A 25,061-nucleotide genomic window follows, 5' to 3' on the forward strand; every position below is an offset into this window, starting at 1 on the left:
GGCCGATCTGCTCCCCGGACAGGCAAGTCCGGCAAAACGAGTCGCTCACACGTCGCACCCAGATGCGCACTCACAGGAAAAGCTGCCGGGTCCCCGGCAGCTTTTTTCTCATTCGCCCTGATTCGGCGGGTGGTCTTCTTCGGTCACGAGGTTGCCGTTCTGCTCCATCCGGAAGACGGCGGGCGTGCCGTCGTCTCCGTCGAGCGTGGCGAGTTTCCGTGCGCGATTCATGATGCGGACGAACTGGTCGTAGTCTTCGCGGATCGATTTGTTTTCATTTTCCAGGCGGCCGATTTCCTGCTCAAGTTCGCCGATCCGGCGCTCGGCGGCAGTGGCGGACCGCTTCCATTTCATCGTTTCATGGCCTGCCGGGTTGGAGTGCTGGAGTCGCATCAGGTAGGCGATCACGACATCGAGCGACAGATTCGACAGCCGGATCTGGGCGCCTCCCTGACTTTCCGGATCGTTCCCGACCACGTACAGGCCGGCGTTGTTGCGGCGGAAGTCTTTGCCGAGTGCGCGCATCGTTTCCTTTCGTTCCTTCTTCGCTTCGGCAAGCTCTTTTTCGTATTCTTTGCGGACGACGGCATTCCAGCGGAACCCGCAGGCCGCCGCGGTCCGGTTCATCGCATCGCCGGCTTCTTCAAATGCATTCAACTGTGTGCTTCCTTCGCGGACGTGCCGCAGCACCGTCTCCGCGAGCAACCGGTCGTTCTCTTCGAGCCAAGCATCCTGTCTGACTTTCACCATGTGTAATCCTCCTGCCATCTTAATAGTCTGCTTCCTTGCCGACAGTCTGTACGGCCGCCCGCCCTTTTATACGGTGTCTTTCAAAATTTCCAAAGACTTCAATGAACGGCCTCCCGCGGCGCGCGACCGGAAAGGTTCCGAGAATGGGCGCGGCGCCGGATTTCAGCCGGGCGGTTCTCCGAAAATTGAAAGTCCGTCCGACTCATTCCAAAGCGGGGGCGGACGCGGTATACTGGAAGGACCGATTCGTTTTCCGGGGGTGCACTATGCAGTATGCCGATGAGAAACTGAAAGAAGAAAAAGTGTTCAAGGATCCGGTGCACCGCTACATCCACGTGCGCGACCGGGTCATCTGGGACCTGATCGCGACAAAGGAATTCCAGCGTCTGCGCCGGATCCATCAGCTCGGCACGACCTACCTCGTCTTCCACGGGGCGGAGCACAGCCGGTTCAATCATTCGCTCGGCGTCTATGAAATCGTCCGGCGGATCATCGACGACAGCTTCAGCGGCCGTCCCCAGTGGAACGATTCGGAACGGCTCGTGACGCTTTGCGCCGCGCTGCTCCATGACCTCGGACACGGGCCGTTTTCGCATGCCTTCGAGAAGGTGTTCGACCTGGACCATGAGTATTACACCCAGCAGATCCTCCTCGGGGACACCGAAGTGAACGAGGTGCTCCGGAGAGTCGGGGAGGAGTTTCCGAGGAAAGTCGCCGATGTGATCGGGAAGACGTACCCGGACAAGCTCGTCGTGAGCCTTATTTCGAGCCAGATCGACGCCGACCGGATGGACTATCTCCAGCGGGACGCGTATTTCACCGGAGTGAGCTACGGCCATTTCGACATGGAGCGGATCCTGCGCGTCATGCGGCCGGCCGAGGATCAGGCGGTCATCAAGATGAGCGGGATGCACGCGGTCGAGGACTATATCATGAGCCGCTACCAGATGTACTGGCAGGTTTATTTCCATCCGGTTTCCCGGTCCGCCGAAGTGATTCTCGTGAAAATTTTGCAAAGGGCGAAATTCCTGAGCAAAGAAGGGTATACGTTCAAACAAGACCCGGTCCACTTCAGGTCGTTTTTCGGCAAGTCGATCGATCTGGCGGATTACATCGCGCTGGACGAGTATGTGCTCATGACGTATTTCCAGCTCTGGATGGGTGAGGACGACGAAATCCTCGCCGATCTGTGCGACCGGTTCATCAACCGCCGCCTGTTCCAGTACATCGATTTTAATCCGGCGAAGGAATACCGGAAGCTCGGGGAACTCGAGACGCTGTTCCGGAAGGCCGGGATCGACCCGGACTATTATCTCGTCGTCGATTCCTCGTCCGACCTGCCGTACGATTTTTACCGGCCGGGCGAGGAAGAGGAGCGGCTGCCGATCCACCTGCTCATGCCGGACGGCGAATTTCGCGAGCTCTCGCGGGAATCCGACGTTGTCGACGCGATCAGCGGCAAGCGGCGGACCGACCATAAACTGTACTTCCCGGAGGACCTGCTCCGGGAGGGGAGAAAGAAAAAAGTGCTCAGACAGCAGATCCTGGACATTCTGAAGAGGTAGAGGGAGGATTTGAAATGCTTCGGGAACATGAAAAGATCGTCCAGTTCGTGTCGCTTGCGGACGGCGTCACGGGACGGAAGAAACTCCAGAAGATGATTTACATCGCCAAGAAAATGGACTTCCCCTTCCAGGAGAAGTATGAACTGCATATATACGGCCCTTATTCGGAGGAACTGACGCTCCGCGTCGAAGAGCTGTGCGAGATGGGATTCCTGTCCGAAACATGCGAGGACAAGGGCTCCTACGTCCAGTACAGCTACGGGGTGACGGAAGAAGGGAACGGCTTCATCCGGGAGGCCGAGGAACCCGCCGCATTGCTCGGCGACTGCATCGCCAAGATGAAGGCGAAGAGCTCCCGCTTCCTGGAGCTCGTCTCGACGCTGCTCTATTTCGATCACCTGCCGAGGGAAGAACAGATCGCCAATCTACATATCGTCAAGAACAAGCTCAACTTTTCCGATGCCGAAATCGAGGACGCATTCGGATTCATCGAAGAACTCGGCAGCTGCGCCCGCCAATGAGCCGCACGCCTTTCAGCCGGCCGCCCGAATGGGTATAATACGGATTGAGGGGGTGCATGCACATGGCGAGCGAAGAAAAACCGAAGCAGAAGATGGGCTTTACAATCATCCGGGATGATCCGATCGACGGGCACAAAGGGTTCGGGAGAAGCTCCTTGTCCCTTGAGAACGTCTCGCCCGTCATCCTCGATGTCGAGGAAGGGACGGCGCAAGTTGAGATCGGCGCCATGCACGCGCGGAGCCTGACCGAGCGGGGCATCAAGTTCACGGTGAACCGCGAAGACTCCGAGGGCGGCAAGCCGTACTGGCTTATCTGGGTGACGATCGACTACAAGGAAGACGGTCCATATTATGCGGGCGTGACCGCGGCCGAAATGGTCATCAACCGCGAAAAGCGGCGCGGATATAAAGTCCTGGCGGATCACGTCAACCTGCTCGACAAGTCGCTGAAGCGGAAAATCATCGTGGACAAGATGGACGACAGGTCGAAGAAGGTCCTGGCCGATTTCCTGAAAGGCCACAACGAAGAGTTGTGGAACAACAGCGACCCGGAACTCCGGAAAGGCCTGGCCGTCGAAGAATAAAAGCGTTTCTATGAAATTATGAACGATCTTTGACAGTTTCTCCGCAGATGCCATCGACAGTTGAACCGCATCGCAAAACGGAGTAAACTTGTAATAAAGCTTGCTGAATACAAGCTAGGACAGCCGTTCGCGCGTAGCGGCGCAAACGGCAGACCCCGTCCCGCCCCGGATTGATTCCGGTGGCGGGACGGGGTTTTTTGGTGTGGTTCCGGTCGGGTTCATTCAAAGAACGAGAAGGGGAAGAGGCGCACCGGGCCGCCTTCTTTCGTATCGGACGAGCGGTCCATGCGAAGCGACGGGTCGGTGCACAGCTTTTTCGGCACGTCCCGCTCTTTCATGTAGATGAGCCGCTGCTTGCCGCAGCCGTCGACGGCGAGGCCGCCCGTTTCGACGTCGACGATCACGCCCGTCACGCCGTCAGGCTTCTTGAAAGCCTCCGGCGGCGTGCCGGAATGGACGTCCTCCATGAATTCGATCCACATTTTCTTCGCGGCCATCTTGTCGCTGTTCTCGGTAAGCTGGCGGCCTTCGTCGAATCCGGCCCAGATGCCCGAGGTGAGCGTCGGGGAATAGCCGATCAAGTACTGGTCGGACAAAGTCGTTCCGGACTTGGCCGCATACGGCCGGGTCTGCCGGGGGCGCATCGACAGTCCGGTCGCCGGCGTGTAGTCGCTGAACACGGGATCGAACATGCCGGTCATCATTTCCGTCAGGACGTAGGCATCCGCCGGGTCGAGCGCCTGGCGGGTTTCCCCGTCCGGGCGGCGGTAGACGGTCTTGCCGGCGGCATCCGTGATCGACTGGATCGTCGTCGGCTTGATCCGCTGTCCGCCGGCGGCAATCCGGTTGTAGGCGCCCGTCATTTCATAGAGCGTCACTTCGGCCGTGCCGAGCGCGGTCGCGGGGGTGTCCGTGAAGTTGCCGGTGATCCCGAGGCGCTCGGCCATGTCTTTGAAGGGCTTGTAGCCGATTTCCTCGATCGTCTTCACCGCGTAGATGTTGTCGGAGATCGCGAGCGCCTGGGCGAGGGAGATCGGGCGCTCCGCAAACTTTCCGTTGACGTTCTGCGGCTCATACGACTGGCGGCCGTCGTCGTAGGTGAACACGGTCGGCTCGCTTTTCAGGAACGTGAGCGGATTGAATCCTTCCTCGAGTGCCGCCGCGTACAAAACGGGCTTCATCGCGGAACCGGACTGGCGCTCCGCCTGAGTCACGCGGTTGAACGGACTCTCCGCGTAGTCATGCCCGCCGATCATGGACGTGATCTCGCCTGTTTCCGGCTCCATGGAGATGAACCCGACCTGCAGTCCGTTGTCCGGCAGCCAGCGCTCCGCAGCCGCCTCCGCCGTTTGCTGATGGTGCGGATCGAGCGTCGTGCGGATCGTCCAGCCGCCTTCCGCAATGGCGCGGCCCTCTTTTTTCAGGATTCGCTCGGCCTCCCGCCATACTTCGTCAAGGAAATACGGCGCGGACTTTTCCGCCCCGTCCCACTCGCCGTGCTTCAGCGCGACCCGCCCGGCCAGCGCATGGTCGGCCTGTTCGCGCGTGACGAATCCCTGATTCACCATTGCATCCAGGATGATCTTCTGCCTCCCGCGGGCCGCCTCCGGATGGTCGATCGGCGAATACACCGAAGGCCCTTTCGGCACTGCCGCGAGGAGCGAAGCCTCGGCCAGCGTCAGCTCGTCTGCCTCCTTGCCGAAATAAAACCGGCTCGCCGCCTCGGCTCCGTACATCCCGTGCCCGAAATAAACCGTGTTGAGGTACCCCTCGAGGATCGTGTCCTTGTCATAGAACGTCTCGATCCGGCGCGCATAGATCGCTTCGTTTATCTTCCGGGTCCATGTCTTATGGTGGGACAGATACAGATTCCGGGCGAACTGCTGGGTGATCGTGCTCGCCCCCTCGACTTTCCGGAACGCCTTCGCATCTTTCAGGACAGCGGCGGCAATCCGGGAATAATCGAAGCCTTTGTGCTTCCGGAAATCCTTGTCCTCGACCGCCACGAACGCATCCTGCAGGAACGGGGAGATGTCCCCGAGCGAAGCGGGATAACGCCGCTCGCCCGAATGCCGGTCGCCGATCGGATGCCCGTTCCGGTCGAGAAACACCGTCGCAGTCGGCACATCGAGCTCCGGAGGACCCGCCGCCCGGATATAAAGAAGAAGCGCCCCGTACATGATGAGCCCCGCGACCGTCAGGCTGACCGAAAAGAGAAGCAGCCGCCTCGCCAGCCTTTTCCGCTTGCGCCTTCGCTTCACCTGCGCCCGTTTCATTGCCCCGCCGCCTTTCACCCGATTTTCCCGAGTATGTGCAGTCCGGCGGCATTTCAACCGTTCGGATCGGGTGGAGGCGGTAGCGGGGAGGCGCAGCACAACGTTTTGGCGTAGATCCACAACGTTTTGGAGAAGATAAGCAACGTTTCGGCAAAGATACACAACGCTTCGGCGAAGATACACAACGTTTCAGCGAAGATCCACAACGTTTCGGTCGGGGACCGTGTCCTTTCAATAAAGGAGAAGAAAATACGCAAGACATCTGCGGGAATAGTTAATGTGATTGCCCCCGGGCTCGCTCCGATCACACTCGGATGTCCTCCGTTGACACTCGGGCCCGCTCCGATCACACTCGGCTTGGCTCCGATGACACTCGAGCCCGCTCCGATTACACTCGTCTCCTCCTCATCCTCCACCCATGCAAAAAATGGTTGCAACCTCCACGTGAGGCCTTATAATGAAGCTTAGTTTCTCGGGGTGCGCTGAGGAGGCGGGCGGCCGGGACATCGAAGCAAGGGGAGGGTTCATTCAAAATGGCAGGACTTTGGTATACGGAAAAGCAGACCGAGAATTTCGGGATCACAATGAAGATCAAGAAGACCCATCATGTGGAGCAGACGGATTTCCAACTGCTGGAGATTGTCGAGACGGAAGAGTGGGGGAACATGCTGTTCCTCGACGGGATGGTCATGACGTCGGAGCGCGATGAATTTGTTTACCATGAAATGGTGGCGCATGTGCCGCTGTTCACGCATCCGGATCCAAAGAAAGTGCTCGTCGTCGGAGGCGGGGACGGCGGCGTCATCCGGGAAGTGCTTAAGCATCCGGGCGTCGAGCAGGCGGTCCTCGTCGACATCGACGGGAAGGTCATTGAGTATTCGAAGGAGTACTTGCCGTCGATTGCAGGCGGCCTTGATGATCCGCGCGTCGATGTCCAGGTCGGCGACGGCTTCATGCATATCGCGGAATCGGAAAATGAGTATGACGTCATCCTGGTCGACTCGACGGAACCGGTCGGCCCGGCGGTCAACCTGTTTACGAAAGGCTTCTATGCAGGCATTTCGAAGGCGCTGAAAGAAGACGGCCTGTTCGTTGCACAGTCGGATAACCCGTGGTTCAAGGCGGACCTCATCCGTCAGGTTCAAAAAGACGTCCGCGAAATTTTCCCGGTCACGCGCCTGTATACAGCGAACATCCCAACATACCCGAGCGGCCTCTGGTGCTTTACGCTCGGCTCGAAAAAGTATGATCCGCTTGAAGTGGAGGCGGACCGCTTCCACGAGATCGACACGAAGTATTACACGGATGAACTGCACAAGGCGGCGTTCGTCCTGCCGAAATTCGTCAAGGACCTGGCGGAAGGGGAAGGCGAATGAGATTCGAGGAAGCCTACTCCGGCAATGTGTTCATCAAAAGCGGCACAGAGTATGAAAAAGCTGATGCAGTCATCTACGGCATGCCGATGGATTGGACGGTGAGCTGGCGGCCGGGGTCCCGGTTCGGGCCGGCCCGCATCCGCGAAGCGTCGATCGGGCTGGAAGAGTACAGCCCGTACCTCGACCGGGAACTGGACGACATCCGGTTCTTCGATGCGGGCGACATCCCGCTTCCGTTCGGCAATGCGCAGCGGTCGCTCGACCTGATCGGCGGATTCGTCCGGCAACTCGTATCGGACGGCAAGATTCCGGCCGGCATGGGAGGAGAGCATCTCGTCTCGCTTCCGGCGATGCAGGAAGTCGCGAAGGCGAATCCAGATCTCGCCGTCATCCACTTCGACGCGCACACGGATCTCCGGACGGAATATGAAGGCGAACCGCTTTCCCACTCGACGCCGATCCGCAAGATCGCCGAAGAGATCGGGCCGCACAACGTCTACTCGTTCGGCATCCGGTCCGGCATGAAGGAAGAGTTCGAGTGGGCCCGGGAACAAGGCATGCACATTTCCAAATTCGATGTGCTCGAGCCGCTCAAGGAAATCCTCCCGACGCTCGCCGGACGCCCGGTGTACGTGACGATCGACATCGATGTCCTCGACCCGGCGCACGCACCCGGCACGGGGACCGTCGACTGCGGCGGCATCACTTCCCGGGAGCTGCTCGCCTCGATCCATGAGATCTCCCGGTCGGACGTCCGCGTCGCCGGATTCGACCTCGTCGAAGTCGCGCCCGCCTATGATCCGTCCGAACAAACCGTGAACACCGCAAGCAAGCTGTTCCGCGAAATGCTGCTCGGCTTTGTGAAATAAAACAGGTGTAATCTCCCGTCCAGGTTTTATTTTCCGGCGGCCGGTTCAATCCAATAAAAAACGTGATGCCCCCGGATAAAAAGGGGCATCACGTTTTTATTTCGGACACGGGCCGGGGTGTCCACATGACAGTCCGGTTCCGTCCGCCCTCCTTCGCGGCGTAGAGCGCCTCGTCCGCACGGCGGTAAAGCGCCTCCGGACCGGACGCGTCATCCGGGAAGACGGCTGTGCCGAGGGAGACCGTGACCGGGAGCGGCATCCCGGGGCCTGCAGCGAACGGCGCCCCGGCGACTTCGGCGCGGATTTTCTCTGCGAGGATGGCGGCTTCCTGTTTGCCCGCGCGCGGCAGGAGGACCGGGAACTCCTCTCCGCCGTTCCGGAAGACGATGCCGCCGAACGGACGGGCCGCATCGTTCAGCCGGATGGCGAGCTGTTGGAGCACCCGGTCTCCCGCCTGGTGGCCGTACAGATCGTTCACCTGCTTGAACCGGTCGATGTCGGCCAGGAGGAGGGCGACGGGACCGTCCGATTCCTGAAGAATATCTCCGGAGAGTTCGCGGTAGGTCCGCAGGTTGTTCAGTCCGGTCAGGTCGTCGGTTTTCGACTTCCTCTCATAATCGGCCAGCTTCAAAAAATGCAGGCTCAGTTCCTGAAGCGTGAACGACACGACGAGGAAGCAGACAGCCGAGTATGCGGCAAACAGCAACACCGTCCCGGCGAACGGTGCGCCGTCCGGCAGGAGAAGCGCAATCACGAGGACTTGTTCGACGACGGCCAGGGAGTAAATGGCGGCCGCGCTGCGGAATGTGCTCCCGAACCGGAGGAACAGGATGGCAGCCGCGGTCCCGATCAGCATGACATTCATCCCGGAAATGACCGATACGACCGACAGCCCGGTCGAGGCCAGCCGGTATAGCCCGGTCATGAGGCCGGAGATGAGCGGGGCGGCGGGTCCTCCGAAGACGCCGGAAATGACGACGACGGCGAGCCGTGCATCCAGCACGAGGTCCGGTGTGACGGAAATCGACATCTCTACGAGGAAGATGCCCACCGCGCCGGCCAGCCCGCCGATCATGAGCGGATGCAGCCGCGGAAACGGGATGCTGAACCGGCTTCTGTCCTGGAACGGCCAGTAGCTGAGCACGGAAAACGTGAACAGGATGCAGAAATTGACGGCCAGTTCGGCGAACACGGGAACCCCCTCTATTTTCTTGATTATACCATCTTTTCATAATGAAATGAGACCCGTCCCGGCATCCGTTGAAAACAGGAGGCCGGACGGGCTATAATAAGGGAATGATTTTTATGAACGGAGGCAGGACGATGACCAATCCGGCGGAAGGAAAGGCTGTGGCCATCCGGCTCATCTCGACGATCACGCAGCCGGGCGAGCATCCGGCCCGCCATATCGTGAAAGCGGACGGCCGGCTGACCGAGAAAGGCGGACGGCTCTGGCTCCGGTTCGAAGAGCGGGAGGAAGGACGGGAAGTCCGCACGACCGTCCGGATGGGCCATGATGAAGCGCTCATCCTGCGGAACGGCGATGTGACGATGCGGCTGCCGCTCGTCCCCGGCGAAGAACGGGAAGGTACATACGGCTTCGGCAACATGGGGCTGCCGCTCATCGTCCGGACGGAATTGATGGATTTCAGGCCGGGAGAAGAAGGCCGGTTCACGGCGGTCTATCATCTGATCGCCGGAGAAGAAAAGATCGGGACATACAAAGTGGAATTCACTTATTCGGAGGGAAAATCATGAACAATGTGGAACAGGTCCAGCAGCAGCTGAAAGATGCACTTGCAACAGCGGTCAAAAAATCCGCGTTCGCGGAAGGCGCCGAACTTCCTGAAGTGATGATCGAGACGCCGAAGAACAAGGAGAACGGCGACTATGCGACGAATATCGCGATGCAGCTGACGAAAATCGCGAAAAAGCCGCCGCGTGCAATTGCAGAGGAAATTGTCGGCAATCTGGAGCTCGACGGCACGCCGATCCGCTCGGTCGACATTGCGGGTCCGGGATTCATCAACATTGCGCTGAAGCCGGACTACCTCGGGGAAGTCGTGAAGGACATCCTCGAAAAAGCCGCTGACTACGGCCGGAGCGAAGCGGGCGGCGGCGAAAAGGTCCAGGTGGAGTTCGTCTCGGCGAACCCGACCGGCGACCTGCACCTCGGCCATGCGCGCGGCGCCTCGCTCGGCGATTCGCTTTGCAACGTCATGGACTTTGCGGGCTACGACGTGTCCCGCGAATACTACATCAACGACGCCGGCAACCAGATCAACAACCTCGCCAAGTCGATCGAGGCCCGCTATTTCCAGGCGCTCGGCAAGGAATGCGAAATGCCGGAGGACGGCTACCACGGCCAGGATGTGATCGACATCGCGGAGGCGCTCGCGAAAGAGCACGGCGACAAATTCGCGCAGATGTCGGAAGAGGAGCGGTTCAACTGGTTCCGCCGGCACGGCCTCGGCGTCGAGCTCGACAAGCTGAAGCAGGACCTCGCCGCGTTCCGCGTGCACTTTGATGTCTGGTTCTCCGAAACGTCCCTGTATGAGGACGGCAAAATCGGCAAAGCGCTCGACAAGCTCCGGGAGAACGGCCATGTGTTCGAGGAAGACGGGGCAACCTGGTTCCGCTCGACGGAATTCGGCGACGACAAGGACCGCGTCCTCATCAAGAAGGACGGCTCCTACACTTATCTGCTCCCGGACATCGCGTACCACGAAGACAAACTGCAGCGCGGATTCGATAAGCTCATCAACATCTGGGGCGCCGACCACCACGGGTATATTCCGCGGATGAAAGCGGCGATCGAGGCGCTCGGCTACGACAAGGACACGCTTGAGGTGCTCGTCGCACAGATGGTCCAGCTGTACAAAGACGGCGAGAAGTTCAAGATGAGCAAACGCACCGGCAAGGCCGTCACGCTCCGCGAGCTCGTCGACATGGTCGGCCTCGACGCCGTCCGTTACTTCTTCGTCATGCGTTCCGGCGACTCCCAGATGGACTTCGACCTCGACCTCGCCGTCTCGCAGTCAAATGAAAACCCGGTCTACTACGCCCAGTACGCCCACGCCCGGATCTGCTCGATCCTGCGCCAGGCGGACGACGCCGGCCTGTTCGCCTCGGATGCGCGCGTGGATCTGCTGCTCGATTCGGAGAAGGCGCTCGACCTCATGCGCAAGCTCGGCGACTTCCCGCAGGTCGTCGCGGACGCCGCGAAGCTCCGCGCGCCGCACCGCGTCGNTCAACGACGCCGGCAACCAGATCAACAACCTCGCCAAGTCGATCGAGGCCCGCTATTTCCAGGCGCTCGGCAAGGAATGCGAAATGCCGGAGGACGGCTACCACGGCCAGGATGTGATCGACATCGCGGAGGCGCTCGCGAAAGAGCACGGCGACAAATTCGCGCAGATGTCGGAAGAGGAGCGGTTCAACTGGTTCCGCCGGCACGGCCTCGGCGTCGAGCTCGACAAGCTGAAGCAGGACCTCGCCGCGTTCCGCGTGCACTTTGATGTCTGGTTCTCCGAAACGTCCCTGTATGAGGACGGCAAAATCGGCAAAGCGCTCGACAAGCTCCGGGAGAACGGCCATGTGTTCGAGGAAGACGGGGCAACCTGGTTCCGCTCGACGGAATTCGGCGACGACAAGGACCGCGTCCTCATCAAGAAGGACGGCTCCTACACTTATCTGCTCCCGGACATCGCGTACCACGAAGACAAACTGCAGCGCGGATTCGATAAGCTCATCAACATCTGGGGCGCCGACCACCACGGGTATATTCCGCGGATGAAAGCGGCGATCGAGGCGCTCGGCTACGACAAGGACACGCTTGAGGTGCTCGTCGCACAGATGGTCCAGCTGTACAAAGACGGCGAGAAGTTCAAGATGAGCAAACGCACCGGCAAGGCCGTCACGCTCCGCGAGCTCGTCGACATGGTCGGCCTCGACGCCGTCCGTTACTTCTTCGTCATGCGTTCCGGCGACTCCCAGATGGACTTCGACCTCGACCTCGCCGTCTCGCAGTCAAATGAAAACCCGGTCTACTACGCCCAGTACGCCCACGCCCGGATCTGCTCGATCCTGCGCCAGGCGGACGACGCCGGCCTGTTCGCCTCGGATGCGCGCGTGGATCTGCTGCTCGATTCGGAGAAGGCGCTCGACCTCATGCGCAAGCTCGGCGACTTCCCGCAGGTCGTCGCGGACGCCGCGAAGCTCCGCGCGCCGCACCGCGTCGCGACGTACATCCATGAACTCGCAGCTGCTTTCCACACGTTCTACAGCACGGACAAAGTCGTCGATCCGGACAACCGCGAACTGTCGGAAGCCCGCCTCGCCCTCGTCACCGCCACCCGGACGACGATCGCAAACGCCCTCCGCCTCATCGGCGTGGACGCCCCGGTCCGGATGTAAAACAATTAGATCAGCGAAAAACCGGCCCGCCGCGGCCGGTTTTTTGCTAGTCCGGGCGAAGCGTTGTCTTTATCCGGCGAAGCGTTATCTTTATTCGACCGAACGTTATCTTTATCAGAGGAAGCGTTATCTTTATCCCCCGCACCCCTCGACAAAAACCGCGCGTTCTGATTAAATTGAAGAGGAATTGAATATCTGTCCGCCGGGATGCAAGTTGCAGACCGCCGGACGGATGACGCGAAGGTGCCCCGCTCCAGGGGATAATAGGGAAGCCGGTGAAAGTCCGGCACGGTCCCGCCACTGTAAGCGGCGCTGCACGGGCAGCCGCCGCAAGTCAGGAAACCTGCCTCCGCGGAAACACCCGAAAACGCCTGCGCGGACAGGCCGGTGTGGTACGGCGCCTGCTTCCTGCAGGCTGCGGGGATTTTTCCGCATGCATGCCGTCCTGCCGGTTTTTGACGACCTCCGCCGAGCGCGGGGGTTTTTCATTTCCCGGACAACAAAATGACAGGGGGACAAACAGCAATGAACAACAGATGGGCCAAATGGCTGATCGCGCTCGTCGCGGCGCTGGTGCTGACGGCATGCGGATCGTCGGACGACAAAGCGGACGAGCCTCAGATGAAGCAGGAAGAAGACGCGTCAAGCGGACAGCAGGACGGCAAGACGGACGAGCAGGCCGCCTTCCCGGTGACCGAGACCGACGCGGTCGGCAATGAAATCACGATCGAAGAAGAGCCGAAGAAAGTCGTCTCGATGATCCCGAGCAACACGGAGATCCTGTTTGCCGTCGGCGCAGGGGACACGGTCGTCGGCGTCAATGACTTCGATGACTACCCGGAGGAAGTCCAGGACATCGAGAAGATCGGCGGACAGGAATTCAACGTCGAGAAGATCATCGGGCTGGATCCGGATATCGTATTCGCCCATGAATCGGGCCTCGCCATGGGTGAAGAAGGGCTCCAGCAGCTCCGCGACGCGGGACTCACCGTGTTCGTCGTAAAAAATGCCGTGGACTTCGATGAAACGTACGCCACGATCGAACAGATCGGCAAACTGACGGGCCATGCCGACAAGTCGGAAGAGATCATCGGCGACATGAAGGCGAAAGTCGATGAGATCAAAGACAAGGCCGCAGAAGTGAAGGACGAGAAGAAAGTGTTCGTCGAAACATCGCCGGCGCCGGATATCTACACGCCGGGCAGCGGCACGTTCATGCAGCAGTTCCTGGACATGATCCATGCGGAAAACGTCTCCGCCGACCAGGAAGGCTGGGTCAAGATGGATCCGGAAGAAATCGTCAACCGCAATCCGGACGTCATCCTCGTCATGTATGATTATGTCGAGACCGCGGTCGAGGATGTGTATGCGCGCGACGGATTCGACGCCGTCACGGCCATCAAGGACAAGGCGGTCATCCAGGTCGATGAAAACATCACGAGCCGCACGGGTCCTCGTCTTGCCGAAGGACTGGAAGCCGTAGCGAAAGCCGTCTATCCGGAAATCTTCGGCGGCGAACAGGAGCAGGATCAGGAACAGGATGAAGAAGATCAGGCGGCCTGAGATGAATAAGCGGCTCATCGCCTACATCGTGTCGACGGCGGTGCTCCTGGCGGCCATTTGGCTCGGTGTGTCGATCGGAACGGTGAAAGTGCCGCTCCGGGTGCTGTGGGATCCGGAAGCGGACGGGACGGCCTCGAACATCCTCTGGAAAATCCGCATGCCGCGGGTGGTGCTTGCCGGCCTCGTCGGCGGGTCGCTCGCCATGGCGGGCGCGGCTTTCCAGGGCCTGCTGAAAAATCCGCTGGCCGATCCATACACCCTCGGAGTGTCGTCCGGTGCCTCGGTGGGCGCCGTGGCGACACTCTTTTTCGGACTCGGGGTGTTCGGATCATACACGCTTCCGGTCTTCAGCATGGCCGGCGCGATGGCGGTGCTGCTGCTCGTCATCGGCTTCGCGCGGGCGGTCGACCGGTCGCTCAAGATGGAGACGATCATCCTGACGGGGGTCATTTTCGGCTCGTTCCTCGGCTCGGTGCTGTCGCTCATGATCGCGCTCACCGGCGAGGAGCTGCGCCAGATCATCGGCTGGCTGCTCGGGAGCGTGTCGATGAGGGGCTGGAAGTACATCTGGATGGTGCTCCCGTTCATGGCGATCGGCGGCCTGCTGCTCTGGCTCTGCCGCCGGGAGCTCAACGCGATGCTGTTCGGCGAGGAGCGGGCCTATCACCTCGGGGTTGATGTGCAAAAACGGAAATGGATGATCCTCGGGGGCGGCTCGATTCTGACGGGCTCCGCGGTCGCGGTGTCCGGGACGATCGGATTCGTCGGCCTCGTCGTCCCGCATATGACCCGGATTCTCTGGGGGACCGACCACCGGCACCTGCTCCCGCTTTCATTCATGAACGGGGCGTCGCTGCTCATCCTCTGCGATTTGGTCGCCCGGACGATCATCTCCCCGACCGAGCTTCCGGTCGGGGTCATCACATCATTCATCGGCGCGCCGGTGTTTGCATTCATTTTCTACAGACAGCGGAGAAAAGGGGCGATGCGCCATGCTTGAAGTGAAACAACTGACCGGAGGGTATGACGGCAGGCCGGTCGTCCGCTCGGTTTCATTCGAAGTGGAGGCCGGCACGATGCTCGGCATCCTCGGCCCGAACGGAAGCGGGAAGTCGACGCTCCTGAAAATGCTGAGCGGGCTTCTGCCGGCGGATTCGGGCTCGGTGTCGATCGGGGGACGGTCCATTTCGGACTATTCCCGGAAAGCGTTTGCCCGGCAAGTCGCCGTGCTGCCGCAGCTCCAGGCGGACACGTTTTCCCACACCGCCTATGAAACGGTGTCGCTCGGCCGCTATCCCCATCAGTCCGGCCTGTTTTCGACCTGGTCCGAGGCGGATGAACGGGCGGTGGCGGACGCGATGGACAAGATGGGCGTGACCAAATACCGCGACACGCAGATCGAGTTCATCTCCGGCGGGGAGCGCCAGCGGGTGTTTGTCGCCCAGGCGCTCGCCCAGGAGGCGCCGGTCCTGCTGCTGGATGAGCCGACGAACCACCTCGACATCGCCCACCAGCAACAGCTGCTCGACACCGTCCGCCACCAGGCGACCGCAAGCGGGCTCACGGTCGTGTCGGTGTTCCACGACATCAACCTGGCGTCGCTTTACTGCGACCGGCTGCTCCTGCTCGACCGGGGGGAGATCGCCGCAATCGGGACGCCGGGCGAAGTGGTCGAAGAACATGAAATCGAATCGGTCTATGCCGCGAGGGTGCGCACGGGCATGCACCCGGAAATCCCGAAGCCGCAGATCACCCTGCTGCCGGGCGAGGAACCGTCGCGCGACGGGGCCAAGCCGATCCGGAAAGACGATTTCCGGGTGTCCGGCAGCTTCGTCCACCTCGACAGCAACATCCCGCTGAAGACGGTCTCATCCGCCGTGTTCCAGGCGGGTTCCGGCTGGTTCCGGCATTTCGTCAACCGCCACGTCGACGCCGCCTACCGGTCGGATGACGCCGGGGCGGAGATGCGGGACTGGCTCACCGGCCGGGGGTTCCCGCTTTCGCAGACGGTGGCGATGATGACCGCAGCCATGACCGAAGACGCCGTCATCGGGGAATACGGGCCGGAAGACGCACCCGTCGTCGTCTGCGTGACCGCCGGGGTCGGCAACGCCGTCGATGCGTCGGCCGGCTCGGCACGGGAAGCGCATGCCGGCACANTCGGATCATACACGCTTCCGGTCTTCAGCATGGCCGGCGCGATGGCGGTGCTGCTGCTCGTCATCGGCTTCGCGCGGGCGGTCGACCGGTCGCTCAAGATGGAGACGATCATCCTGACGGGGGTCATTTTCGGCTCGTTCCTCGGCTCGGTGCTGTCGCTCATGATCGCGCTCACCGGCGAGGAGCTGCGCCAGATCATCGGCTGGCTGCTCGGGAGCGTGTCGATGAGGGGCTGGAAGTACATCTGGATGGTGCTCCCGTTCATGGCGATCGGCGGCCTGCTGCTCTGGCTCTGCCGCCGGGAGCTCAACGCGATGCTGTTCGGCGAGGAGCGGGCCTATCACCTCGGGGTTGATGTGCAAAAACGGAAATGGATGATCCTCGGGGGCGGCTCGATTCTGACGGGCTCCGCGGTCGCGGTGTCCGGGACGATCGGATTCGTCGGCCTCGTCGTCCCGCATATGACCCGGATTCTCTGGGGGACCGACCACCGGCACCTGCTCCCGCTTTCATTCATGAACGGGGCGTCGCTGCTCATCCTCTGCGATTTGGTCGCCCGGACGATCATCTCCCCGACCGAGCTTCCGGTCGGGGTCATCACATCATTCATCGGCGCGCCGGTGTTTGCATTCATTTTCTACAGACAGCGGAGAAAAGGGGCGATGCGCCATGCTTGAAGTGAAACAACTGACCGGAGGGTATGACGGCAGGCCGGTCGTCCGCTCGGTTTCATTCGAAGTGGAGGCCGGCACGATGCTCGGCATCCTCGGCCCGAACGGAAGCGGGAAGTCGACGCTCCTGAAAATGCTGAGCGGGCTTCTGCCGGCGGATTCGGGCTCGGTGTCGATCGGGGGACGGTCCATTTCGGACTATTCCCGGAAAGCGTTTGCCCGGCAAGTCGCCGTGCTGCCGCAGCTCCAGGCGGACACGTTTTCCCACACCGCCTATGAAACGGTGTCGCTCGGCCGCTATCCCCATCAGTCCGGCCTGTTTTCGACCTGGTCCGAGGCGGATGAACGGGCGGTGGCGGACGCGATGGACAAGATGGGCGTGACCAAATACCGCGACACGCAGATCGAGTTCATCTCCGGCGGGGAGCGCCAGCGGGTGTTTGTCGCCCAGGCGCTCGCCCAGGAGGCGCCGGTCCTGCTGCTGGATGAGCCGACGAACCACCTCGACATCGCCCACCAGCAACAGCTGCTCGACACCGTCCGCCACCAGGCGACCGCAAGCGGGCTCACGGTCGTGTCGGTGTTCCACGACATCAACCTGGCGTCGCTTTACTGCGACCGGCTGCTCCTGCTCGACCGGGGGGAGATCGCCGCAATCGGGACGCCGGGCGAAGTGGTCGAAGAACATGAAATCGAATCGGTCTATGCCGCGAGGGTGCGCACGGGCATGCACCCGGAAATCCCGAAGCCGCAGATCACCCTGCTGCCGGGCGAGGAACCGTCGCGCGACGGGGCCAAGCCGATCCGGAAAGACGATTTCCGGGTGTCCGGCAGCTTCGTCCACCTCGACAGCAACATCCCGCTGAAGACGGTCTCATCCGCCGTGTTCCAGGCGGGTTCCGGCTGGTTCCGGCATTTCGTCAACCGCCACGTCGACGCCGCCTACCGGTCGGATGACGCCGGGGCGGAGATGCGGGACTGGCTCACCGGCCGGGGGTTCCCGCTTTCGCAGACGGTGGCGATGATGACCGCAGCCATGACCGAAGACGCCGTCATCGGGGAATACGGGCCGGAAGACGCACCCGTCGTCGTCTGCGTGACCGCCGGGGTCGGCAACGCCGTCGATGCGTCGGCCGGCTCGGCACGGGAAGCGCATGCCGGCACAATCAACACATGGATCATCGTCAACGGCCATCTGACCGAAGAGGCGCTCATCCAGGGCATGATCACCGCCACCGAGGCGAAGGCGAAAGCGATGCAGACCGAACACGTCCTCGATCCGCTCACCGGCACGATCGCGACCGGGACGTCGACGGACAGCGTGCTCGTCGCGGCGACCCAGACGGGCACGCGGCATCCGTACGCGGGAACCGTGACCGCGCTCGGCCAGGCGATCGGGCGGGGCGTGTTCGAATGCACGGTCGAAGCCGTCCGGAAATACCGGAAGCGGAAAGCCGATGCGGAGAGGGAAGGCCGATGATCCTCAATCACCTCATCGCCTGCGCCGCCGGATTCCTGATCGACCGCCTAATCGGAGATCCGCCGGGCTGGCCGCATCCGGTGCGCTGGATCGGCCGGATGATCGGCTTTCTGGATTCCCGGCTGAACCAAGGAGGCCGGCGCCGGGCGAAGGGGCTGCTGCTTCTCTTCCTCGTCGCCGGCATGTCCGTGCTTGCCGCGCTCGCCGTCTCGTCCGCTTTTTACCAGGTCCACCGGGCGGCCGGCATCACGGCGGAATCGCTCATGATCGCGGCGGGCCTCGCCCAGAAAAGCCTCGGGCAGGCAGCGATGGACGTCTACGGTCCATTGAAGGCGGAAGACCTTCCGGAAGCCCGGAAGAAGCTCGGCTGGATCGTCGGACGCGATACGGACCGCCTGGACGAGCCGGAAATCGTCCGGGGCGTCGTCGAGACCGTCTCCGAGAACACGTCGGACGGCGTCACGGCACCGCTCTTCTGGGCGTTCCTGCTCGGTGCTCCCGGGATCTGGCTGTACAAGGCGGTCAATACGCTTGATTCGATGGTCGGCTACCGCAATGAAAAACACGGGGAATTCGGTTTCTTTTCGGCCAAGGCGGACGATGTGCTGAATGTTGTTCCCGCGCGGCTGACCGGCGGGCTCATTCTCCTGTTCACCCGATGCCGGAGCGGCCTGCCGCTCGGAACCCGGCTCGCCAGATGGCGGCGGGATGCACGCCGGCACCCGAGCCCGAACAGCGGCTGGCTCGAGGCGGCGACGGCCTGCCAGCTCGGCGTCGAACTCGGCGGCCTGAATTATTACAAAGGAGTCCCGTCCGCCCGGGCGCGCATGGGCGTGCCGCTCCGCCCGCTCGCCGCGGATGATATTTTGGAGTCGGTGAAGGGGATGCACGCCGCCTCGGCGGCTTTCCTCGTTTTATTAATGGTGATAGGAGGCGTGATCTTTGTCTTTGCCTGAACACGGTGCGAATCCGCACCTTCTGTACCGCCGGCTCGGAATGGACGCGCCGGACGGACTGCTCGATTTCAGCGAAAATGTCAATCCGCTCGGGATCCCGGATGCGGTCCGGGAAATCTGGCCCCGGCTCATCGGGGAGCTCCTGCATTATCCGCACCCGGACGGCGAACCGTTCCGCTCGGCGGCCGCCGCTTACCACGGCGTCCCGCCGGAGCAGGTGCTGGCGGGGAACGGGGCGGCCGAATTGTTTTCATTGATTGCCGGGCGCTACCGCGGGAAGCGCGCCCTCCTCATCCATCCGACTTTTTCGGAATATAAGGCGACCCTGCTCGCGAATGGGGCCCGGTGCACCGACCTCGCGGCCGATCCGGCCGATCCGGAGTTTCCGGCCGGGCGCGTCATGCGGGAGATGGAGCGGGCGGACGTCCTGTATTTATGCAATCCGAACAACCCGACCGGCGTCCGCATCCCGAAAGAGACGGTCCTCCGGCTCGCCGAACACGGACGGGAGACGGGCTGCGAGCTCGTGATCGACGAGGCGTTCATGGACTTTGCGGGAGAAGCGCATTCGTTCATTCCCCGCCTGGCCGATCATCCGCACGTCGCGGTCGTCCGGTCGATGACGAAGATGTACGGCATCCCCGGCATCCGGCTCGGCTACATGATCGCCTCCGAAGAGCGGATCGCCGGACACCGGAAAGCCGCCCCTCACTGGAACGTGAACGGCATCGCGGCCCGGATCGGTGAAATGTGTCTGAATGAAGAAGCGTTCCGCACGCGGACCGTCCGGTTCTGCCGGGAGACACGGGAAGATTTCACCCGGTTCCTCTCCGGCCTCGGCTGGCCGGCCACGGCGAGTGCGACGAATTACGTCAGCTTCCGGCCGGACGACGCCGGGGAACTTTACCGGGCGATGCTCGGACGGGGGATCGTCCTGCGCCATTCGGAAAACTTCCTCGGCATGGACGGCGCCTGGCTCCGCGCAGGCATGAAGGAGAGCTGGAAAATGGACCGGCTGAAGGAGGAGCTCGGCATATGGCACGGGGAGAGATCATCTTCATAAGCGGCGGGGTGCGGAGCGGCAAGACGGCGTTCGCCGAGGAATGGATCGCCGGGACGGGCGCCCGGCGGCTCGTCTACGCNGCCGATGCGGAGAGGGAAGGCCGATGATCCTCAATCACCTCATCGCCTGCGCCGCCGGATTCCTGATCGACCGCCTAATCGGAGATCCGCCGGGCTGGCCGCATCCGGTGCGCTGGATCGGCCGGATGATCGGCTTTCTGGATTCCCGGCTGAACCAAGGAGGCCGGCGCCGGGCGAAGGGGCTGCTGCTTCTCTTCCTCGTCGCCGGCATGTCCGTGCTTGCCGCGCTCGCCGTCTCGTCCGCTTTTTACCAGGTCCACCGGGCGGCCGGCATCACGGCGGAATCGCTCATGATCGCGGCGGGCCTCGCCCAGAAAAGCCTCGGGCAGGCAGCGATGGACGTCTACGGTCCATTGAAGGCGGAAGACCTTCCGGAAGCCCGGAAGAAGCTCGGCTGGATCGTCGGACGCGATACGGACCGCCTGGACGAGCCGGAAATCGTCCGGGGCGTCGTCGAGACCGTCTCCGAGAACACGTCGGACGGCGTCACGGCACCGCTCTTCTGGGCGTTCCTGCTCGGTGCTCCCGGGATCTGGCTGTACAAGGCGGTCAATACGCTTGATTCGATGGTCGGCTACCGCAATGAAAAACACGGGGAATTCGGTTTCTTTTCGGCCAAGGCGGACGATGTGCTGAATGTTGTTCCCGCGCGGCTGACCGGCGGGCTCATTCTCCTGTTCACCCGATGCCGGAGCGGCCTGCCGCTCGGAACCCGGCTCGCCAGATGGCGGCGGGATGCACGCCGGCACCCGAGCCCGAACAGCGGCTGGCTCGAGGCGGCGACGGCCTGCCAGCTCGGCGTCGAACTCGGCGGCCTGAATTATTACAAAGGAGTCCCGTCCGCCCGGGCGCGCATGGGCGTGCCGCTCCGCCCGCTCGCCGCGGATGATATTTTGGAGTCGGTGAAGGGGATGCACGCCGCCTCGGCGGCTTTCCTCGTTTTATTAATGGTGATAGGAGGCGTGATCTTTGTCTTTGCCTGAACACGGTGCGAATCCGCACCTTCTGTACCGCCGGCTCGGAATGGACGCGCCGGACGGACTGCTCGATTTCAGCGAAAATGTCAATCCGCTCGGGATCCCGGATGCGGTCCGGGAAATCTGGCCCCGGCTCATCGGGGAGCTCCTGCATTATCCGCACCCGGACGGCGAACCGTTCCGCTCGGCGGCCGCCGCTTACCACGGCGTCCCGCCGGAGCAGGTGCTGGCGGGGAACGGGGCGGCCGAATTGTTTTCATTGATTGCCGGGCGCTACCGCGGGAAGCGCGCCCTCCTCATCCATCCGACTTTTTCGGAATATAAGGCGACCCTGCTCGCGAATGGGGCCCGGTGCACCGACCTCGCGGCCGATCCGGCCGATCCGGAGTTTCCGGCCGGGCGCGTCATGCGGGAGATGGAGCGGGCGGACGTCCTGTATTTATGCAATCCGAACAACCCGACCGGCGTCCGCATCCCGAAAGAGACGGTCCTCCGGCTCGCCGAACACGGACGGGAGACGGGCTGCGAGCTCGTGATCGACGAGGCGTTCATGGACTTTGCGGGAGAAGCGCATTCGTTCATTCCCCGCCTGGCCGATCATCCGCACGTCGCGGTCGTCCGGTCGATGACGAAGATGTACGGCATCCCCGGCATCCGGCTCGGCTACATGATCGCCTCCGAAGAGCGGATCGCCGGACACCGGAAAGCCGCCCCTCACTGGAACGTGAACGGCATCGCGGCCCGGATCGGTGAAATGTGTCTGAATGAAGAAGCGTTCCGCACGCGGACCGTCCGGTTCTGCCGGGAGACACGGGAAGATTTCACCCGGTTCCTCTCCGGCCTCGGCTGGCCGGCCACGGCGAGTGCGACGAATTACGTCAGCTTCCGGCCGGACGACGCCGGGGAACTTTACCGGGCGATGCTCGGACGGGGGATCGTCCTGCGCCATTCGGAAAACTTCCTCGGCATGGACGGCGCCTGGCTCCGCGCAGGCATGAAGGAGAGCTGGAAAATGGACCGGCTGAAGGAGGAGCTCGGCATATGGCACGGGGAGAGATCATCTTCATAAGCGGCGGGGTGCGGAGCGGCAAGACGGCGTTCGCCGAGGAATGGATCGCCGGGACGGGCGCCCGGCGGCTCGTCTACGCGGCGACGGGACGGCCGACGGACCCGGAAATGGAAGACCGCATCCGCCGTCACCGAGCAGACCGGTCGGCCCGGCCGGAACAGTGGGAAACGATCGAACGGCCGACCGATCTGCCGGGAATCTTGCCGATGATCCGGAAAGGGGACGCCGTCCTGATCGACTGCATCACGACATGGCTTGCAAATGAAATGTATGATGGATATGAAGACGGGACGCCGTGCCATGAACAGGCCGGCTGCCTGGAGGAAAAGGAAGAAGCGCTTTTATCCGCGGTGAACGAACTGGCGGAAAAGGCGTCGGCCGTCGTCATCGTCTCGAATGAAGTGCTTGACGAACCGCCGTCGGAATGGACGGAAACGCGGAAGTACGCGACGGTGCTCGGCCGCATCCACCGCCGGCTCGTCGCGCTTTCGGACCGGGCGTTTGAGATGGACGCCGGCCTTGCGCATCAGCGGAAAGGAGGAGGACGGCGATGAAAGGAATCATGATCCAGGGGACCGCCTCCCATGTCGGCAAAAGCATGGTCTGCGCGGCGATCTGCCGGCTGCTCGCCGAGGAAGGCGTCCGGGTTGCGCCGTTCAAGTCCCAGAACATGTCGGACCGGACCGTCCGGATCGGCGGCGGCCTGGAGATCAGCCGGGCGCAGGCGGCACAGGCGGAAGCCGCAAAAACCGCTCCCGCCGCGGAAATGAACCCGATCGTCCTGAAGCCGTCGGATGACCGGCATGCCGACATCATCCTTCTCGGCAAGCCGGCCGGGCGGATGGGCGGGATGGAGTACCGCGAGAAGTTTTTCCGGACCGGGCTGGACGCCATCCGTTCGTCGCTCGGGCGCCTCGCGGAGCGATTCGAAGCGGTCGTGATCGAAGGGGCCGGAAGCCCGGCGGAAGTGAACCTGAATGACCGCGAGCTCGTGAACATGCGGGTCGCCCGGACGGCGGATGTCCCGGTTCTGCTCGTCGCCGACATCGAGCGGGGCGGCGTGTTCGCATCGATCGTCGGGACGCTCGACCTGCTTTCGGAGGAGGACCGGCGGCGGGTTAAAGGGCTCATCATCAATAAATTCCGCGGGGACCCCCGCCTGTTCGACGACGGGATTGCATTTCTTGAGGCACGGACAGGCCTGCCCGTGCTCGGCGTGATCCCGTTCATGGACGGCCACGGCATCGAAGAGGAAGACTCGCTCGGCGGGAAGGAAGCGCGGACGGGCGAACCCCGGTACGGCGACTGGGCGGCGCATTTCCGGAAGCACGCGGACTGGCCGCAAATCCGCCGGCTCGCAACCGGGGAAGGGGTCTCATGATCACCGGATTCCTCCTCGCGCTCCAGTTCTTCACATCCGTCCCGGTGAGGAAAAACTTGCCGATCGGCGGGAGGGAAACGGTCTGGATGTTCACGCTTTATCCGATTGTCGGCGGACTGATCGGACTTGCGGCATGGGCGGCGACCGCGCTCCTTTCCGGCCCGGCCGGCACCGGCCCGCTGCTCAGCGCGTTCGCGGCCGTTCTTGTTTTCGCCGTCCTTTCCGGCGGCCTTCATCTGGACGGCTGGGCCGACATGGGCGACGCGTACTTTTCGTATAGGGACCGGGAAAAGCGGCTGGAGATCATGGGCGACCCGCGGATCGGCGCGTTCGGCACGATGGCGCTCCTGTTCCTTTTGCTCGGCAAAATCGCCGTGTTGAGCGAGGTGATCATGAGGGGCGGCGCGGGATGGATGGTGTTCATGCTCGTGCCGTTCGCCGCGAGGGCCGGACTCGCGCTTTACTGCTCGTCGGCACCGCAGGCAAAGGATTCCGGACTGCTCGTCTTTCTTGGGTCGAAGGCGGGCGGTGCGCGGGTCGGCATCCCGGCTGCGCTGATGCTGCTCGCCGGCCTCGCCGCCGCGTCGGCCGGACTCGGGACAGTCGCCCTGCCGGCGGCTTTCCTTTTGGTGGTTTTGGTCGCCGTTGCCGGGTTCCGGCAGTGGACGATCCGGAATTTCGGCGGGGCGACCGGCGACCTCGCCGGCGCATTCGTGGAAGGGAGTGAACTGCTGCTGTGGACCGTCCTTTTGTTCTTTATTTGATCCGGCATCTTGAAACGGCCGCAAACCGCGAACGGCGCTATGTCGGCTGGACGGATGTGCCGGTATGCGTGAAGGCGGATCCGGCGAGTTTTGAAGCGGATGTCATCGCCGGCAGCGACCTCGTCCGCTGCCGCGAGACGGCCCGTCTTTTATTCCCCGGGGCGGCGTATGAGGCGATGCCCGAGTTCCGGGAATGCCTTTTCGGGGAATGGGAAATGAAGACGTACGATGACCTGAAGGGGGACGCCCGGTACCGGAAGTGGATCGACGACCCGTTTTCCGGAAAACCGCCGGGCGGGGAACGTTTCGGGGACATGGAAGCGCGTGTCCGGGCGGGTCTCATGCGGCTGAAGGCGCATCCCGGACATTCGGCCGCGGTCGTCACGCACGGCGGTCCGGTGCGGCTGCTGCTTGCGGAACTCGCGCCGGACGAGCGGCCGTTCTTTGACCGGGCCGTCCCGCCGGGTTCCGTTTACCGGCTGGAATGGAAAGACAGGCAAGACTGGGAGGAGGGGAAGCGATGCACATCTATGTCGGCGG

General features: G+C 62.3%; 21 protein-coding genes, 3 pseudogenes and 1 riboswitch. Of the genes and pseudogenes, 21 read left to right on the forward strand and 3 right to left on the reverse strand.

Annotation, left to right across the window (positions count from 1 at the left end; translation table 11 throughout):
* Positions 1–108: 108 nt before the first annotated feature.
* On the reverse strand, positions 109–750 hold the full coding sequence (locus BN1189_RS08895; protein WP_040227514.1) for an RsfA family transcriptional regulator: 642 nt from the start codon (positions 748–750) through the stop codon (positions 109–111).
* A 266-nt stretch (positions 751–1,016) separates the two neighbouring features.
* On the opposite strand from BN1189_RS08895, the gene BN1189_RS08900 reads away from it, so the two are divergent.
* The 3 genes from BN1189_RS08900 to BN1189_RS08910 all read left to right on the forward strand — a co-directional run bounded on the left by BN1189_RS08900 (position 1,017) and on the right by BN1189_RS08910 (position 3,420).
* The gene (locus BN1189_RS08900) at positions 1,017–2,315 is read left to right on the forward strand and encodes an HD domain-containing protein (protein WP_040227560.1); all 1,299 of its coding nucleotides are present in this window, start codon (positions 1,017–1,019) and stop codon (positions 2,313–2,315) included.
* A gap of 14 nt (positions 2,316–2,329) precedes the next feature.
* On the forward strand, positions 2,330–2,836 hold the full coding sequence (locus BN1189_RS08905) for a YwgA family protein (RefSeq protein ID WP_040227517.1): 507 nt from the start codon (positions 2,330–2,332) through the stop codon (positions 2,834–2,836).
* Between the two features lie 62 nt (positions 2,837–2,898).
* Positions 2,899–3,420 carry a YwhD family protein gene (locus tag BN1189_RS08910; RefSeq protein ID WP_040227519.1) on the forward strand — a complete coding sequence of 174 codons (522 nt, stop codon included), beginning with the start codon at positions 2,899–2,901 and terminating at the stop codon, positions 3,418–3,420.
* 218 nt (positions 3,421–3,638) lie between these two features.
* Here the strand turns inward: BN1189_RS08910 and BN1189_RS08915 are convergent, their stop codons facing one another.
* Entirely contained in the window at positions 3,639–5,696 is a 2,058-nt protein-coding gene (locus BN1189_RS08915; RefSeq protein WP_040227522.1) for a transglycosylase domain-containing protein, read from the reverse strand.
* 533 nt (positions 5,697–6,229) lie between these two features.
* On the opposite strand from BN1189_RS08915, the gene speE reads away from it, so the two are divergent.
* Together speE and speB are read left to right on the forward strand one after the other, a co-directional pair.
* The gene (speE, locus tag BN1189_RS08925; protein ID WP_040227527.1) at positions 6,230–7,072 is read left to right on the forward strand and encodes a spermidine synthase; all 843 of its coding nucleotides are present in this window, start codon (positions 6,230–6,232) and stop codon (positions 7,070–7,072) included.
* Positions 7,069–7,941 carry an agmatinase gene (speB, locus tag BN1189_RS08930; RefSeq protein ID WP_040227528.1) on the forward strand — a complete coding sequence of 291 codons (873 nt, stop codon included), beginning with the start codon at positions 7,069–7,071 and terminating at the stop codon, positions 7,939–7,941. The genes speE and speB overlap by 4 nt, the downstream gene beginning before the upstream one ends.
* Before the next feature lie 88 nt (positions 7,942–8,029).
* Here speB and BN1189_RS08935 read toward each other — a convergent pair whose 3' ends face one another.
* The gene (locus BN1189_RS08935) at positions 8,030–9,133 is read right to left on the reverse strand and encodes a GGDEF domain-containing protein (RefSeq protein ID WP_040227529.1); all 1,104 of its coding nucleotides are present in this window, start codon (positions 9,131–9,133) and stop codon (positions 8,030–8,032) included.
* Between the two features lie 131 nt (positions 9,134–9,264).
* Between BN1189_RS08935 and BN1189_RS08940 the strand changes: the two genes are divergently transcribed.
* The 16 genes and pseudogenes from BN1189_RS08940 to BN1189_RS16105 all read left to right on the forward strand — a co-directional run.
* On the forward strand, positions 9,265–9,699 hold the full coding sequence (locus BN1189_RS08940; RefSeq protein WP_179860937.1) for a DUF1934 domain-containing protein: 435 nt from the start codon (positions 9,265–9,267) through the stop codon (positions 9,697–9,699).
* Positions 9,696–11,189: pseudogene (gene argS, locus BN1189_RS08945) on the forward strand (arginine--tRNA ligase); the annotation flags it as partial. The gene BN1189_RS08940 and the pseudogene argS (BN1189_RS08945), both read left to right, overlap by 4 nt.
* 4 nt (positions 11,190–11,193) lie before the next feature.
* Positions 11,194–12,357, forward strand: a pseudogene (argS, locus tag BN1189_RS08950) (arginine--tRNA ligase); the annotation flags it as partial.
* Positions 12,358–12,581: 224 nt separating this feature from the next.
* Positions 12,582–12,722: riboswitch (cobalamin riboswitch) on the forward strand.
* Positions 12,723–12,882: 160 nt separating this feature from the next.
* Positions 12,883–13,920, forward strand: coding sequence for an ABC transporter substrate-binding protein (locus BN1189_RS08955; protein ID WP_052455776.1), 1,038 nt, complete (start codon positions 12,883–12,885; stop codon positions 13,918–13,920).
* A gap of 1 nt (position 13,921) precedes the next feature.
* Positions 13,922–14,920, forward strand: coding sequence for a FecCD family ABC transporter permease (locus tag BN1189_RS08960; RefSeq protein ID WP_040227536.1), 999 nt, complete (start codon positions 13,922–13,924; stop codon positions 14,918–14,920).
* Positions 14,913–15,401, forward strand: a pseudogene (locus tag BN1189_RS16500) (ABC transporter ATP-binding protein); the annotation flags it as partial. The gene BN1189_RS08960 and the pseudogene BN1189_RS16500, both read left to right, overlap by 8 nt.
* A gap of 240 nt (positions 15,402–15,641) precedes the next feature.
* Positions 15,642–16,757 (forward strand): iron chelate uptake ABC transporter family permease subunit, encoded by a 1,116-nt coding sequence (locus tag BN1189_RS16505; protein ID WP_257125445.1) that lies wholly within the window; start codon positions 15,642–15,644, stop codon positions 16,755–16,757.
* The gene (locus BN1189_RS08970; protein WP_040227538.1) at positions 16,750–18,231 is read left to right on the forward strand and encodes an adenosylcobinamide amidohydrolase; all 1,482 of its coding nucleotides are present in this window, start codon (positions 16,750–16,752) and stop codon (positions 18,229–18,231) included. Before BN1189_RS16505 ends, BN1189_RS08970 begins: the two co-directional genes overlap by 8 nt.
* Positions 18,228–19,187: an adenosylcobinamide-phosphate synthase CbiB gene (gene cbiB / locus BN1189_RS08975; protein ID WP_306610706.1), complete on the forward strand. Its 960-nt coding sequence runs from the start codon at positions 18,228–18,230 to the stop codon at positions 19,185–19,187. Before BN1189_RS08970 ends, cbiB (BN1189_RS08975) begins: the two co-directional genes overlap by 4 nt.
* On the forward strand, positions 19,174–20,250 hold the full coding sequence (gene cobD / locus BN1189_RS08980; protein ID WP_040227540.1) for a threonine-phosphate decarboxylase CobD: 1,077 nt from the start codon (positions 19,174–19,176) through the stop codon (positions 20,248–20,250). The genes cbiB (BN1189_RS08975) and cobD (BN1189_RS08980) overlap by 14 nt, the downstream gene beginning before the upstream one ends.
* A 103-nt stretch (positions 20,251–20,353) precedes the next feature.
* Positions 20,354–21,313 carry an adenosylcobinamide-phosphate synthase CbiB gene (gene cbiB, locus BN1189_RS08985; RefSeq protein WP_306610706.1) on the forward strand — a complete coding sequence of 320 codons (960 nt, stop codon included), beginning with the start codon at positions 20,354–20,356 and terminating at the stop codon, positions 21,311–21,313.
* Entirely contained in the window at positions 21,300–22,376 is a 1,077-nt protein-coding gene (gene cobD, locus BN1189_RS08990) for a threonine-phosphate decarboxylase CobD (RefSeq protein WP_040227540.1), read from the forward strand. Before cbiB (BN1189_RS08985) ends, cobD (BN1189_RS08990) begins: the two co-directional genes overlap by 14 nt.
* Complete coding sequence (locus BN1189_RS08995; protein ID WP_040227543.1) at positions 22,349–22,930, forward strand: bifunctional adenosylcobinamide kinase/adenosylcobinamide-phosphate guanylyltransferase; 582 nt, start codon at positions 22,349–22,351, stop codon at positions 22,928–22,930. Before cobD (BN1189_RS08990) ends, BN1189_RS08995 begins: the two co-directional genes overlap by 28 nt.
* Positions 22,927–23,757, forward strand: a complete 831-nt coding sequence (locus tag BN1189_RS09000) for a cobyric acid synthase (protein WP_052455778.1) — start codon at positions 22,927–22,929, stop codon at positions 23,755–23,757. Before BN1189_RS08995 ends, BN1189_RS09000 begins: the two co-directional genes overlap by 4 nt.
* A complete protein-coding gene (cobS, locus tag BN1189_RS09005) occupies positions 23,754–24,521 on the forward strand; it encodes an adenosylcobinamide-GDP ribazoletransferase (RefSeq protein ID WP_040227545.1) in 768 nt (255 codons plus the stop codon). Before BN1189_RS09000 ends, cobS begins: the two co-directional genes overlap by 4 nt.
* Positions 24,494–25,061: histidine phosphatase family protein (locus BN1189_RS16105; protein WP_040227571.1), on the forward strand; the 568-nt coding region annotated here is incomplete at its 3' end. The genes cobS and BN1189_RS16105, both read left to right, overlap by 28 nt.

The organism is Bhargavaea cecembensis, from assembly GCF_000826125.2.
GTDB lineage: Bacteria > Bacillota > Bacilli > Bacillales_A > Planococcaceae > Bhargavaea > Bhargavaea cecembensis_B.

What these genes read in the sequence shown, in the direction of transcription:
- BN1189_RS08900 (WP_040227560.1), top strand. Translation starts at nt 1,017, where the DNA reads ATGCAGTATGCCGATGAGAAACTGAAAGAAGAAAAAGTGTTCAAGGAT.
- BN1189_RS08895 (WP_040227514.1), bottom strand. Translation starts at nt 750, where the DNA reads ATGGTGAAAGTCAGACAGGATGCTTGGCTCGAAGAGAACGACCGGTTG.
- speB (WP_040227528.1), top strand. Translation starts at nt 7,069, where the DNA reads ATGAGATTCGAGGAAGCCTACTCCGGCAATGTGTTCATCAAAAGCGGC.
- BN1189_RS08915 (WP_040227522.1), bottom strand. Translation starts at nt 5,696, where the DNA reads ATGAAACGGGCGCAGGTGAAGCGAAGGCGCAAGCGGAAAAGGCTGGCG.
- BN1189_RS08970 (WP_040227538.1), top strand. Translation starts at nt 16,750, where the DNA reads ATGCTTGAAGTGAAACAACTGACCGGAGGGTATGACGGCAGGCCGGTC.
- BN1189_RS08955 (WP_052455776.1), top strand. Translation starts at nt 12,883, where the DNA reads ATGAACAACAGATGGGCCAAATGGCTGATCGCGCTCGTCGCGGCGCTG.
- BN1189_RS08960 (WP_040227536.1), top strand. Translation starts at nt 13,922, where the DNA reads ATGAATAAGCGGCTCATCGCCTACATCGTGTCGACGGCGGTGCTCCTG.
- cobS (WP_040227545.1), top strand. Translation starts at nt 23,754, where the DNA reads ATGATCACCGGATTCCTCCTCGCGCTCCAGTTCTTCACATCCGTCCCG.
- speE (WP_040227527.1), top strand. Translation starts at nt 6,230, where the DNA reads ATGGCAGGACTTTGGTATACGGAAAAGCAGACCGAGAATTTCGGGATC.
- BN1189_RS08910 (WP_040227519.1), top strand. Translation starts at nt 2,899, where the DNA reads ATGGCGAGCGAAGAAAAACCGAAGCAGAAGATGGGCTTTACAATCATC.
- BN1189_RS09000 (WP_052455778.1), top strand. Translation starts at nt 22,927, where the DNA reads ATGAAAGGAATCATGATCCAGGGGACCGCCTCCCATGTCGGCAAAAGC.
- BN1189_RS08905 (WP_040227517.1), top strand. Translation starts at nt 2,330, where the DNA reads ATGCTTCGGGAACATGAAAAGATCGTCCAGTTCGTGTCGCTTGCGGAC.
- cbiB (WP_306610706.1), top strand. Translation starts at nt 20,354, where the DNA reads ATGATCCTCAATCACCTCATCGCCTGCGCCGCCGGATTCCTGATCGAC.
- cbiB (WP_306610706.1), top strand. Translation starts at nt 18,228, where the DNA reads ATGATCCTCAATCACCTCATCGCCTGCGCCGCCGGATTCCTGATCGAC.
- BN1189_RS08940 (WP_179860937.1), top strand. Translation starts at nt 9,265, where the DNA reads ATGACCAATCCGGCGGAAGGAAAGGCTGTGGCCATCCGGCTCATCTCG.
- BN1189_RS08995 (WP_040227543.1), top strand. Translation starts at nt 22,349, where the DNA reads ATGGCACGGGGAGAGATCATCTTCATAAGCGGCGGGGTGCGGAGCGGC.